Source organism: Pirellulales bacterium, from assembly GCA_036490175.1.
Lineage (GTDB): Bacteria > Planctomycetota > Planctomycetia > Pirellulales > JACPPG01 > JACPPG01.
In genome coordinates this window covers 71,094-84,279 of sequence record DASXEJ010000227.1, presented here as the reverse complement: position 1 = coordinate 84,279, position 13,186 = coordinate 71,094, and the positions used below count along the sequence as shown (strand labels likewise).

At 60.5% G+C, this 13,186-nt stretch carries 8 protein-coding genes and 1 rRNA gene; 6 read left to right on the top strand and 3 right to left on the bottom strand.

The features are described from left to right. Nucleotides 1-786 (bottom strand): 23S ribosomal RNA (locus VGG64_16615); the annotation flags it as partial. 772 nt (nt 787-1,558) lie between these two features. After that, nucleotides 1,559-2,512, bottom strand: coding sequence for an SMP-30/gluconolactonase/LRE family protein (locus VGG64_16610; protein HEY1601227.1), 954 nt, complete (start codon nt 2,510-2,512; stop codon nt 1,559-1,561). Between the two features lie 343 nt (nt 2,513-2,855). Between VGG64_16610 and VGG64_16605 the strand changes: the two genes are divergently transcribed. The 3 genes from VGG64_16605 (at nt 2,856) to VGG64_16595 (ending at nt 6,941) form a co-directional block, all read left to right on the top strand. Then, nucleotides 2,856-4,238: a hypothetical protein gene (locus VGG64_16605; protein ID HEY1601226.1), complete on the top strand. Its 1,383-nt coding sequence runs from the start codon at nt 2,856-2,858 to the stop codon at nt 4,236-4,238. A gap of 535 nt (nt 4,239-4,773) precedes the next feature. Continuing rightward, a complete protein-coding gene (locus VGG64_16600) occupies nt 4,774-5,478 on the top strand; it encodes a hypothetical protein (GenBank protein HEY1601225.1) in 705 nt (234 codons plus the stop codon). A 209-nt stretch (nt 5,479-5,687) separates the two neighbouring features. After that, nucleotides 5,688-6,941 carry a PQQ-binding-like beta-propeller repeat protein gene (locus VGG64_16595; protein HEY1601224.1) on the top strand — a complete coding sequence of 418 codons (1,254 nt, stop codon included), beginning with the start codon at nt 5,688-5,690 and terminating at the stop codon, nt 6,939-6,941. Between the two features lie 114 nt (nt 6,942-7,055). Here the strand turns inward: VGG64_16595 and VGG64_16590 are convergent, their stop codons facing one another. Continuing rightward, nucleotides 7,056-7,307, bottom strand: a complete 252-nt coding sequence (locus tag VGG64_16590) for a hypothetical protein (protein HEY1601223.1) — start codon at nt 7,305-7,307, stop codon at nt 7,056-7,058. Nucleotides 7,308-7,677: 370 nt separating this feature from the next. On the opposite strand from VGG64_16590, the gene VGG64_16585 reads away from it, so the two are divergent. From VGG64_16585 to VGG64_16575, 3 genes are all read left to right on the top strand, one after another. Further along, a complete protein-coding gene (locus tag VGG64_16585; GenBank protein HEY1601222.1) occupies nt 7,678-10,122 on the top strand; it encodes a peptidase in 2,445 nt (814 codons plus the stop codon). 287 nt (nt 10,123-10,409) lie between these two features. Further along, nucleotides 10,410-11,954, top strand: a complete 1,545-nt coding sequence (locus VGG64_16580) for a tetratricopeptide repeat protein (GenBank protein HEY1601221.1) — start codon at nt 10,410-10,412, stop codon at nt 11,952-11,954. 407 nt (nt 11,955-12,361) lie between these two features. Next, nucleotides 12,362-13,183 (top strand): isocitrate lyase/phosphoenolpyruvate mutase family protein, encoded by an 822-nt coding sequence (locus tag VGG64_16575; GenBank protein HEY1601220.1) that lies wholly within the window; start codon nt 12,362-12,364, stop codon nt 13,181-13,183. The last annotated feature ends 3 nt before the right edge of the window (nt 13,184-13,186 follow it).

Genomic DNA, 13,186 nt, shown 5'->3' with positions numbered 1-13,186 from the left:
TTCAACCCAAGTGGGTTCGGTCCTCCACGCGGTATAACCCGCGGTTCAACCTGCTCATGGGTAGATCGTGCAGTTTCGCGTCTACCACCAGCGACCAATTGTCGCCCTATTCAGACTCGGTTTCCCTCTGGCTTCGATCCTTAAGATCTTAACCGAGCCGCTGACGGTAACTCGCCGGATCATTATGCAAAAGGCACGCCGTCACACATTTCCCTTACGGGCATAGTGCTCCGACCGCTTGTAGGCACATGGTTTCAGGTTCAGTATCCTCCCCTAGCAGGGGTTCTTCCCATCTTTCAGTCGCCTTACTGAGTTTACTATCGGTCGTCAGGTAGTATTTAGCCTTACGGGATGGTCCCCGTAGATTCAGTCGGGGTTCCACGTGACCCGACCTACTCAGGTACTCCTCGGGAGACTGTCCGTTGTCGCATACGGGGCTGTCACCCGCTATGGCCCAACTTTCCAGATGGTTCTGCTAACAGACAGTTTTGTAACTCCCATGTGAGAAGCCCTACAACCCCGCAAAGGAAAACCTTCGCGGTTTGGGCTATTTCCCCTTCGCTCGCCGCTACTGAGGAAATCGATTTTTCTTTCTTTTCCTGCGGTTACTTAGATGTTTCAGTTCACCGCGTTGGCTGCACACACCTATGAATTCAGTGTATGCCAGTTCGGGAATCTCGGGATCAACACTCGTTTGACAGTTTCCCCGAGCTTTTCGCAGTCTTCCACGCCCTTCAAAGCCTCCTGACGCCAAGACATCCCCCATGTGCCCTTAGTAGCTTGACCACATAGACCCAATGCTCTCCTCGACATTCCTAACAAACCAATGATGACTTTCGTCAGCAATGATTCATTACAACGAGAGGGAGAAGCAGTGAATCAGTGGGCTACTGTGACCGCCGCTACCGTTCGGCTTAAGCGCTAAGACGAACGACGACGATCACGTAACGATATCGATCCACGGCTAAGCCGAATTACTTGCCACCGGACGAATCCGAAACCGGATCAATCCGACAGCGAGCCCTTCTGCTTGCCGTCTACTAAGTGCCGTGAGAACCAGCCTGAGCACCTTTCGGTACGCGGGCTGACTCTTCAGATGCCACTTTTACCACAACCAAATTGTCAAAGATCGCCGAGACGCAAAACCCGTAGGTCCCACGCCTCGCTGTCGGTTGGACAGAGGCTGGCTCCCTGGCACGCCAACGGCTCATTTGCCGCCGGAAAACCCCTGGAGCCGGCCTGTGGCCAGCAACCCTTCGCGTGACCCCCTCTTCACTCCCACCCCCTTAGTGGGAAACGGCGAGTATACAGATTCGTCCAGAGGCTGTCAAAGCACCTCTCGCAGCTTTTTTCAGACTCTTTTTCGCCGGCCAAGAGACATCCCGCTTGCCCCGCTGTTGGACGCCGGCTGCGCGTCCGCACGGCGCGGGCCGACATGGGTTGCATGACTTTTTTCGCGCGCCAAGTTGACGGCACGCGTGATCCGTGTTCGCCGTCGCGGGAACTGTCTTCTACGTGGGCCAGTGGCTTGAATGTTCGCCGGCGGTACACGATGACTTCAACTTTTTGACCAGCGCGGATAGGCCACCTGGCCCGGCACGTCGACGCGCGACTTGATCAAGGTTTTGCCGGCGGTGATGTACACCGTGCGCCCATCTGGCCCGCCGAATGCCAAATTCGTCAATACGTCCTCGTAGATCGGGATGCGGCCGAGCAACGTGCCCACGGGCGAAATGATGTAGATGCCAGGCGGCACATCGGCGGTTTCGTAGTTTCCGCGTGACGCCAAAACGCCGGCCGCCACGTATAGATTCCCTTGCTGATCGAGGCGCATGCCGTCGCCGCCACGTCCTGGTGCAAAGTCGTACACCAACCGTTGATGGTGCGGCGTGCCTGCCTCGTCGAGATCGAAGGCCCACACCTTGCGATTGCCGCCAACCGTAGGGCAACTATCAATGACATATAACAACCGGCTGTCCTGTGTAACGGCGATACCATTCGGGCGATCGATGGCCGGCTGCTCGATGATTCTGTGTACGCCGCCATCGAGATCGATGCGGTAGACCGCTTCTTCGGGCATTTCCATGGCCGAGCGGTCGCCATAGCAAGGATCCGTGAAATAGGCCCGCCCCCGTCCATCGATGCAAATATCATTGGGCGAGTTATAGCGCACGCCGGCGAATCGATCGGTGAGGACGACGTATTCGCCCGTCGCCAGATTGGTCCGAGTCACGCGCCGGCCGCCAGCGGGCCCAAATTCGGCTCCTTCGCAATGATAAAGCCGTCCCTGCTGATCGAAAGTCTGGCCGTTGGTCCGATGGCTGGGCTCGCGGAAGACCGACAGCGTGCCATCGGCTGCCAGCTTCATAATGCAATTGTTGATGATGTCCGAGAAATAAACGTTCTCGTCGGCATCGACCGCAGGCCCTTCGGTGAAGGCCAGGCAAACAGCCGTTTTGAGCCGAAACTCGGCCGTAGCGACCGGTAGCGGAAGATCTTGATAGTTAGCCATGTAATTCTCTGCCTGCAGTTGCTGGCGATTGCCGCCGTCGATTGGTACGACAAGCGACCAGTGCTACGGTGCGTTCTTTGCGCGCGCCTGGGCCTGCTCAACATAGCGAATCGCGCGCTCAACGTCGCTGCGGGGCGAGATAACCTCGCAATCAGACGGCGTCTGGGCCATTTGTGCACGGAGTTTGTGACCGCGAACCTGGAAGATTGCCCACATTAATTAGCTTCGCCGCTGCCCTCTCGCCACAGCCGCATTGACGCTAGCATTCTGTTTCCCCTAGACTCCGCCGCGCCATTGGTCTGCTCGCCGCGCTGTTCCGGATTCCGTCGTTGGGGTCTTCACCGTGCCAGGTCGGTTCTACTTGATATTGCCGCTGATCTTGGCTGCGCTAGGCGCCACGCATGCGCCGGCAGGCGATGAAACCGATTCTTCGGCGGATTCCGAGCCAGTGCCTGCGGCTCAGCCGAGCGAACCCAAACCGCGGACGCTCAAGGCCAGCGATCCTCGACGCGTCGCACGTGCTTCGGCCACGCCCCCGATCACGCCGGCCGCGGCCAGCCCGTCGAAAGCACCTGCCGCCAAAGGGTCGCCCCCCAATGCTGCGGCGCCAAAGGTCGCCCTTCCGGCGGATCCTCGTCATGCCGAAGCGGCGCTCACGGCCCTCGGTGCCGAAGTGGAATGGGTTCAAACGCCTGATGGGCGGCAGTTACGAATGGCACGCTGGAACGGCGGCGACGACGGCCTCGAACAACTGCAGAATCTGCCCGGCCTGCTGTGGCTCGACCTGGAAGGGACCACGGTCACCGATGCCGGCATGGCAAAAGTTGGACTGCTCACCCAGTTGCAGGGCCTAAAGCTGGGGAACACACGCATCACTGACAAAGGCCTGCGCTATTTGCGCACGCTTCGTTCGCTCGAAGGATTGTCACTGGCCGGCACCAAGATCAGTGACGCTGGGCTCGAATCGCTCAAATCCCTCCTGCAATTGCGCACGTTGAACCTCTCTGAAACAGCCGTCGGCGATGACGGACTCCCAGCACTCAAGGTCCACCGCCACTTGGATGAATTGCAGCTCAACGGAACCAAAATAACAGATGCCGGGCTGGCTGAATTCAAAACGCTGGTCCGCTTGCGGACGCTGCAGCTCAACGCAACAGATATCACGGACGAAGGCCTGGCCCACTTGCGCAAGACACCGCAGATCGAAAAGCTGTGGCTCGGAGATACGGGCGTCACGGATGCGGGGCTCGTCCATCTGCGCGTGTTGCCGCGGTTAAAGCACTTGTTCTTGAACGGCACAGAAATTACTGACGCCGCCGTAGAGGAACTCGCCAACCTCCGCGCGCTGACATGGCTCGACCTGTCGCATACTGAATTCGGCGACGACGGAATGGCCCAATTGGCGACGTTCGTACGGCTGGAAATGCTGATCCTGGATGGCACCCAAGTCAGCAATGAAGGTGCGAATCAGCTCGTCTCGCTCGTGAACTTGGGATTTCTGGGGCTGGCCGAAACCGACATCGACGACACCGCCCTATCGGCTATCGCCCGACTGCGGCAGCTCGAGGTGTTGAATCTAGATAATACACCTGTCACAGATGCCGGCGTGACGCTGCTCGGCGATCTGCCAAAGCTCCACTCCCTGCGATTGCACGGCACAAAGGTTACCGATGCCTACGCCAAGGCGATCGCCCGTGCCGTTCCGACGCTCGACCTGGTTCGATAAGCAGCCGCTAGTCGCACCTGTCGTCTCATACCAAGGCCGGATGCTGCCGCTGCCGATTCTGGCCACTCCCGCGCGCCGACACATATCGGCCGGGCTACTTGCTCCGCCCCCAGTTGGTCGGCACTCAATGCGACAATGCGTCACACGCTGGGCTGGACGACGGCTGCCAAGACGACGCAGAATGCGCAGATTTATGCCAGCAGGATGTTGACAGCGCACATTCCGCCATTACAATCTCGCATATCGACACTGAGTCTCAATATCAACAAAATAAGGAGTCCGCTAAAACAGACCGCTCTTTCGATCTCAGCCCGCCACGCTAGTGGTCCGCCATTCTATCGGTCGGACCATCTCTGCTAGCCCGCCAACCCCGTTCATCTTGGTTCGCTTGGTTTCTCTGTCAGCGCGTCGCTAAGCGGGTGCGCGCTCGTTCTTACCACGTTTTGACCGCCGAAGGTGCTGGCCGTCTCGTGGTGAATTCCCTGTGCATGGCATGCGCAATCGATTTTCCATCTGCTTTAAAGGATTCCACACAATGCTTCGACTGACAACTTTTTTCTTCGTTCTAAGTGGTAGTTGCCTGTCCGTCGTCACTTCGGCCTACGCGGCGCCAGTGACGGTCCCCTTCACCGAGGACTTCTCGAGCAACACCTCTCAATGGATGTCCGGTGCCAGCACGGCCCTGAATTACGTAAGCAGTGGCGGACCAAACGGTGCCAGCGATGGATACGCTTCCACCCTGTTTACAGAGCCATCCTCGACCACCGCTGTGGTGATCTTCCGTGGGCAAAGCAATTTCAATTCCAGTAACGACGCCTTCGTCGGAGACTGGGTCGCCGCAGGAGTGAACGAGTACAGCTTCTGGATTCGCCAAAACTCATCGGCCGCTTTGACCGTCGGAACGCGGTTTACGACGTCGGCCAATTTCCCGGCGTTTAGCGCCCTAACCGAGACCACCATTCAGCCCAATGTCTGGACGGAAGTGACGTTCAACATCTCGCCCACCAGTCCCGACTTGCAGCCCGAGGGCCCGACCCCATTCGACAGCGTTTTTGGCAGCCTGGCCAGTTTGCAGATTCTGGCCGAGCGTGGTCCCTTGAGCGCTGGGACACAGGTAACGTTCGATCTCGACAAGGTCAGCATTGTGCCTGAGCCGTCGGCACTTCTCTTGGCGGTGGCAGGCGTATTTCCCTTGGGAATGTTGCTGCGATCGCGTCGCCGTGCTGCGTCACAGGGCTAACAGCAATTGACGACTTACGAAAGCGAGCGGTTAGGGACGCGGTGGGGGCCGAACGGCATTTGGCCCCCACTGTTTCGTCATGGGATGCGGGGGATTCGTCGACGCCCACGGGGCCTTATGTATTGCAGGGTCGCGGTCGATCGGCGAGCATAATGTATGCTTGCTGCGGCCCGCCTTCGCCCCTCCTGCCCCCCGGCATAGGTCCCACCGTGCTCAAATCACCAGGCTACGCGATCCTTTGTCGGTTGCCGATCAACTGTCGCGTACTGACGCTTGTCATGGTCGTCGTGGCAGGATGCTTGCCAGCCCGTGCTGCCGACTGGCCCCAGTTCCGCGGCCCCGATGGGCAGGGGCATTCTGCCGAGACGGCTCTACCAATCAGCTGGAGCGAAACCGAAAACATCGTCTGGAAGACGCCCATTTTAGGATTGGGCTGGTCGTCCCCGGTTATTCGCAATGAACAAATCTGGATCACTACCGCGATCCTCGATCCAGCTTCGTTGCGAGCGCTCTGTCTCGATGCAAAGTCAGGCCAGGTGGTCTACGACGTCGAAGTCTTCAAAAAAGACGACCTCGGGCCCATTCACACCAAGAACAGCCATGCGTCGCCGACGCCGATCATCGAAGATGATCGTGTTTACGTACACTTTGGCAGCCACGGAACGGCCTGCCTAACGACGCGCGGCGAGGTCCTGTGGCGCAACCAGGAGATGGTCTACGACCACCGGCACGGCCCGGCTGGTTCGCCAGTCATTTGGCATGACTTGCTGATCGTCAGCTGCGACGGCACCGACAAGCAGTTCGTCGTCGCCCTGGACAAGAAGACGGGCGAGATCCGCTGGCGCACGGATCGCAGCGGGCGCATGGCCTATTGCACGCCGCTGGCCATACGAGTCGATGGCGTGGATCAGATTGTCAGCCCCGGGGGCGACCAGGTTGTCGGATACGCTCCGACAACCGGTGAGGAACTCTGGCGTTTCCGCTACGACGGGTACTCGGTCGTGCCGCGGCCGGTATTTGGTCACGGGCTGGTCTTCGTCAGCTCCAGCTATGATTCGCCCGTGCTGTACGCCATTCGCCCTGGACATGGCGATATTACAGAAACCGGGGCGGCATGGTCGTTACGTCGCGGGGCGCCGCACAATCCGTCGCCGCTGTTGATCGGCGACGAGTTGTACATCGTCAGTGACGTGGGAGTGGCCACTTGCCTGGACGCCGTCTCTGGCGACCAACACTGGCAATCGCGACTGGGGGGCGGCTTTTCGGCCTCGCCCCTGGCGGCCGAGGGACGCATCTATTTCACCAACGAAGAAGGCCTGACCACGGTCATGGAGGCCGGCACTGAGGTGAAAAAACTGTCGGAAAACCAGGTCGAAGGGCGCACACTGGCATCTCTGGCGACTTCGGACCACGCCCTGTTCTTACGGACCGACCTGGCGCTGTATCGCATCCAGGCCAAATAGAGATATCGCAGGCCGCTGCCCAGAGCGCCCGTCATTCTGCCGCTCGGCCACGCCATCGACGGCCCACGGTGCGCGATACTTGATCCTCGCCCTGGCCCCATGCTGGCGATCGCGTCACTCGTGCTCTTCGTCGGCCGCCGGCTCATCACTGAGCGTTTGCACCGCCAAAACCAGGGGCATGCCGATGATGGCCAGGACCCACACCACGCCCAATCCCAAGGCGATGCGATCGAATGCGGCCGCGCCGACGGGATCCTCGAGGGCGCCCAACAGCCGGCCAACCGTCAGAATCAGCACGATCACGATCGGCAGGAATAGTGCGCTGGCCAGCAACCACAAAAGGATTTGCCGCAGTCCTGGTCGCACTTGAAAGCTCCCCTACTAGGCCGGCTTGGCCGCTGGAAAGTCGGCGGATTTGGGCCGGTTCTTGCGCGTTTTCGGCGCGGCTTCTGATCGGACATCAGCCGCCTGAACGGGGTCATTCTGCGAGGGGCACCCCCTGCTGTCAACGTGGCCCAAGGCGCGTTCCTGCACGCCCTTCGTTGACTAGTGACACGAACCGAGGAAAATGGAGATGCCGGTAGCGCGGCGTGGCAACGCGGCGGGACAGTTCGCGAGCGCTGTTCAGCAGGTTCCACGCGGGCAGTATCCCCTTTCTGAATATCGACGTCACGCCGCCTGTCGCGTTGTGGTCAGTCGGCGAATGCAACAGAAAAGCCACCGTATGATTCGAGCCATGAGGTCGCGGCACGGACTGCAGCTGGCCGCCGTCGCCCTGGGACTGGTGACCTCTCTCGTCGCGCCGAGTCAGGCGGCCCGGCTGGCCCTCAAGGACGGGCGCATCATCGAGGGCAACATCGCGCAGCTGCTCACGATCTCGAACAAGCCGCAAAAGCCCAAGAACGACGGGGCGCCCGCGCCCAAGCTGATTCTGTTGTGTGACGACGGGCTGCGGCGCACTTATTTCTGCAAATACATGCTGACGCTCGACGGCCTCTTGGAAGGTAATACTTCCGAACCGCCGGAGCGTTTCATCTTGAAAAATCAATCGGTTGCCGAAGCCGGCTCGCGCATTACGGCGGTGGGGCCGATGCGTCGCATATCCCCCTTTGACGAGTGGGGCCGGCGCACGATCGAGATGTCCACCGAAAAACGCAATGTCACGATCTTTCAAGGCATCACCGAGATCACGCCCAACTGGACCCGGGTCCAAGGGCTGCACTTGCCGGACTCGACGGCGTACGTCTGGGATCAACGTCTGGCAACGACCACGCTGCCGCCCGAATTGCTCGCCAAGATTCTCCAGCGGCAGATCAATCCCAAGAACATCGATCAGCGGCTGAAGATTGTGCGGCTCTATCTGCAGATGGAGCGCTACCAAGAAGCGCAGCAGGAGCTGACCCAGATCATCAAGGATTTCCCCGAACACGCCGACCAGTTTGCCCGCACCGAGCGCGAACTAGCGCAGCGTTCGGCACAGCGGATGTTCAATGAGATCCAGCTGCGCCGCGCGTCCGGACAACATCAGTTCGCGATGCACTGGCTGACGAACTTCCCGCACGAAGGAGTAGCTGGCGAAATCCTGCAAAAGGTCAAACAAACCCTGGAGGGATACCAGGCCGAGTTCGCGCGCGGCAAGCAGATCATGGCCAAGATCGACGAGTACCTGGCCGCGGTCCAAGACACCAAACTGCGTGAAAAGCTTCGCCAGGCTCGCGACGAAATCGTGGCCGAGTTGAATCTCAATACGATCGACCGCATGACCGCGTTCGAGCAATCGATCGACGACGAGGCCACGCCGTCGGACGAGAAACTGGCCCTGGCCATTAGCGGCTGGCTGATGGGCAGCAATCAGGCATTGCGTAAATTGCCTGTCGCGGCCTCGTTGTTCAGCACCCGCGAAAAGGTGCGCAACTACCTGGAAGAATCGATCAAGCCCAAGCGCGACGAAATCCTGCGCAGCCTCGACGCCGAGGAAGGTTCGACCGTCGACTACGTGACTCATCTGGTGGCCAACATGCTGCCGACGCGCGAAACGCCCGAGGCCGACACCGAAGCTCCCGGCTTCTACGAGATCTCGATCGATGGCGTCGAAGATCGTCAGCCGGTCACTTATTACGTGCAGCTGCCGCCGGAGTACGACCCGCACCGTTTGTATCCCACGGTTGTCACGCTCAATGGCAGCGGCTCAACCGCCAAGCAACAAGTCGATTGGTGGGCCGGCTCTCCCGCGCCCGGCGGCGGTCGAGCGGGCCAGGCCGGACGCTACGGATACATTGTCATCGCGCCGGTGTGGGCCAAAGAGCAACAAACGGCCTACACCTATTCCCTCGACGAGCACATGGCCGTGCTGCACGCGCTACGCGATGCCTGCCGGCATTTCGCCATCGACACGGATCGAGTGTTTCTCTCTGGTCATTCGATGGGGGGCGACGCGGCCTGGGACATTGGACTGGCGCACCCCGACATGTGGGCCGGCATCATTCCGATCGTGGCTTCGGCCGATCGTTATGTGAAGCATTATTGGAACGAGGGGCGAATCGTTCCGTTGTACGTGATCGAAGGAGAAATGGACGGCGACCGCATCGCACGCAACGCCGAGTTCTTTGACAAATGCCTGACGACGAGCGGCATGAACTTTACGCTGGTCGAGTTTCAGGGGCGCGGGCACGAGCACTTTTCCGACGAGATTCTGCGCATCTTCGATTGGATGGGACGACTGAAACGCGACTTTGCCCGCAAGGCATTCTCAGGTTATACGATGCGCTCGTGGGATAACTTCTTCTGGTGGGTCGAGATCGCCGATCTGCCGCCGAAGATGCTCGTCGATCCGCTAGATTGGCCCCTCCCCTCAGGGAGCCGCGCGGCCGAAACAACCGCCAGCGTGAACGCCAACAATGGAATTCACGTCAAGACGCCGGCCGACCGCGTGACGATCTGGCTGTCGCCGGAGGTCGTCGATTTCAAACGCAAAATCACGCTCAGCGTGAATGCGCGCGCGATCAAAACCGCGCCCGACATCGAACCCAGCCTGAGCGTGCTGCTGGAAGATGTGCGGACGCGCGTAGCCCGACTGCACCCGTTCTGGGCCAAGATTCAAACGCCGGGCGGCCGGGTGAATGTGGCTGATGCCGGCGGTCCACCCGTCCGGGACGGATCTCAACGCGGCGGCAAGAATTAGCAGCGCCGCGAAGGGTCGCCGCGGCGATCCAATACCGCCAGATCTTGCTAGTTCCCAAGACGCCTTGTCCGCCCGCGGACGAGTCGGGGCGATGCTTGAGGAAATCTCTGGGCGACACGCATCTAGGGGTTCTTCGTTCCCTGCTGCGGGGTGCCACGCACGGTTCCCGAAAAGCTCCCGGGCTGTGGTGACAAATTCGTAATTTTCTCGCCATTTGCCTAATTTACGCGTACAAATTAAGGGACAGGAGCGGTGCGCACTAACCCCTGGAGAGGGAGGGTCTTTCGATGCGATCTCGACACATGCGATGGGCGGCCGCGCTATTGGCCGCCGGATCCCTGGGTATAGGGCAGTTTGCATTCGCTCATGGTGGCGGTGGCGGAGGCGGTGGCGGCGGACATGGTGGAGGCGGTGGTGGGCACGGCGGTGGCGGATTCGGCGGTGGCCACGGCGGATTCGGTGGTGGTCACGGTGGCTTTGGCGGCTACGGAGGGGGCTTCGGTGGCTACGGCGGTGGCATGGGTCACTCCGGCGGCTTCTACGGCGGTGGCATGGGCGGGGTGGGCCACGGCTATTCGTCGCCAGGCACGCACAGCCCGGGCTCGATCGGCCACATCGGTGGTAGCAACATCGGCGGCGTCGGCTCCCACAGTGCGACCAGTGCCCACTCGATGTCGCACATCAACCAATCGATCATGAGCAATGGCGCGGGCCATCACGCGGGACAAGGCCATACGGCCGGCACGCTGGGACAAGCGAGTCACCTGACCGGCTTGAGCCACGGCAACTCGGCGACCGGTACGCACAATCATTCTCAGTTCCTTGCCAACCATGGGACGCACACTGCGGGCTTCCGCGGCGCTAACTCCCAACTGACTGGTAACGCTGCCCATAACGGCAACCTGGCCAATGGCATGCACAACAACGGCATGCACCATAACGGCAACTGGAACCACAACGGAAATTGGAATCACCACGGGAACAATTTCAATCGCAACGGCTTCTTTTCGCCGTTCTTTTTCGGTGGTTTCTGGCCGTGGTGGGGTTTCGGCTACGGCTACAACAATTGGAACCGCAACGCCTGGCCCTACTGGTATGGCTACGGCTATCCGTTCTTCGGCTATCCGTTCCTAGGCATGTGGGGACTGTACGGCGGCTACGGCGGATATGGCGGGGGTTACGGATACGGTGGCTACGGCAATGGGTATCCCTACTATGCCTACAACGCGTACGGTACGTACGGGACCGACGAGTTGGCCGACGCGAGCCAGGTTGCGCAACAACCTACCGATGCACAGATTGGCGAGTTCGCAGCTGCCGGCGAAACCGACTTCAAATCCTCCAACTTCGAATCCGCAGTGCGCGATTGGCGCCATGCGATCCTCGACGATCCTTCGAACGGCACGCTCGTGATGATGCTGGCCCAGGCTCTGTTTGCCACCGGCAAATTCGACGAAGCGGCCGGCGCCGTGCAACAAGGCATGCAGATGCTGCCTGAGGATCAGTGGGGTGTGGTCGTGAAAAACTACACCGAGCTGTACCCCAAGGTGGGCGAGTACACGAACCAGCTGCGGGCGCTCGAGAAGGCGGTCAAGGAGAGTCCAGACTCACCCGCCTTGCGGTTCCTGGTCGGCTACCATTACGGGTTCCTTGGGTACCCGCAAGACGGTATGAGACAACTAGAGAAGGCCCAGACGCTCGCGCCGCAGGACGAGATGGCGAAGCGGCTGTTCGAGCAGTTCAAAGCCAAGGAAAAGGACGACAAGCCGACGGCCAAGAAGGGGAACGCCGAGTTGCCCGCCCAGGCCAAAGCCGGACAGCCGACGTTCTAACCCGTTCGCTCGCGGAAACGAGTGCGAGATCTCTGCCGCAGGCCCCAGACACCTCTGGGGCCTGCGGCTTTTTTTGTGCCCAGTGTCAACGCCTGGGATCCCTTCGTCCGTCAAGACGACGATCCGTCAGGGCCGGCCGAGTTTAGCGCAACAAAAAGCCGCCTGTGCGGTTAGGGACGCCAGGCGGCTATGGCTGCAACTCATGGGGGAGGGCCGCTACGGGGATAGAGGCCAGTGCAGCCATGAGCAACTTTACTCATTGACAGAGGTCCCAAACAATATGCCAATGGACAGTTGACGGATGAACAGGTACGGATTGCCAACGGGTTCCCCCAAGGCAATTCCGACGTGCCGCGCCACGCGTTGCATGCCGTCATAGTGCGGTTTCTTCATCGAGGGGTATGCCGATGACCACCCAGTCGCGCCAAGGAGATCTGTTTTGCGCGTTGCACTGCCGCGACCGCGCCTTCGTTATACCCAACCCCTGGGATGTCGGCTCGGCGCGCCTGTTGGCGCAACTCGGCTTCGAGGCGTTGGCGACTACGAGCGCCGGCTTCGCGTTCGCGGCAGGCCGGCGCGACGGCTCGATGGGGTTGGCAAGCGTGTTGGCACATGCCGGCCGTATCGTGACGGCTACGCCCTTGCCGGTCAGCGCGGACTTGGAAAACGGCTTCGGTGACGCACCCGCCATCGTGGCGGACACCATCACCCGCGCCGCCGCGGTGGGCCTGGTCGGCGGCTCGATCGAAGATGCCAGCGGGCGATCCGATGATCCCATTTACGAGCTGGGGTTGGCCACCGAACGCCTGCAGGCCGCGGTCGAGGCGGCTCGCGCGCTGCCGTTTCGATTCACACTCACGGCCCGCGCCGAGAACTATCTGCACGGGCGTGCGGACCTGGCGGATACCATCCGTCGACTGCAAGCCTACCAGGAGGCGGGCGCCGATGTGCTCTATGCCCCTGGATTGGCCCGCCGCGAAGACATTGTCGCAGTGGTCAGCTCGGTCGATCGACCGGTCAACGTGCTGGTGGGATCGCCGGGTATGCGTCTCACACTGGACGAGCTTTCCTTGATCGGAGTCAAGCGCGTCAGTGTCGGCAGCGCGCTGGCGCGGGCGGCCTACGGAGCGTTATTGCGCGCGGCGTTCGAAATGCGCGACCTTGGGACGTTTTCGTCTCTCGACGGAGCGCCGCCGTTCCGCACGTTGAACGATATGTTCAACCCGTGAGGA

Coding starts and splice junctions, on each gene's coding strand:
- VGG64_16575 (HEY1601220.1), top strand. CDS start 12,362: ATGACCACCCAGTCGCGCCAAGGAGATCTGTTTTGCGCGTTGCACTGC.
- VGG64_16600 (HEY1601225.1), top strand. CDS start 4,774: ATGCTTCGACTGACAACTTTTTTCTTCGTTCTAAGTGGTAGTTGCCTG.
- VGG64_16610 (HEY1601227.1), bottom strand. CDS start 2,512: ATGGCTAACTATCAAGATCTTCCGCTACCGGTCGCTACGGCCGAGTTT.
- VGG64_16580 (HEY1601221.1), top strand. CDS start 10,410: ATGCGATCTCGACACATGCGATGGGCGGCCGCGCTATTGGCCGCCGGA.
- VGG64_16585 (HEY1601222.1), top strand. CDS start 7,678: ATGAGGTCGCGGCACGGACTGCAGCTGGCCGCCGTCGCCCTGGGACTG.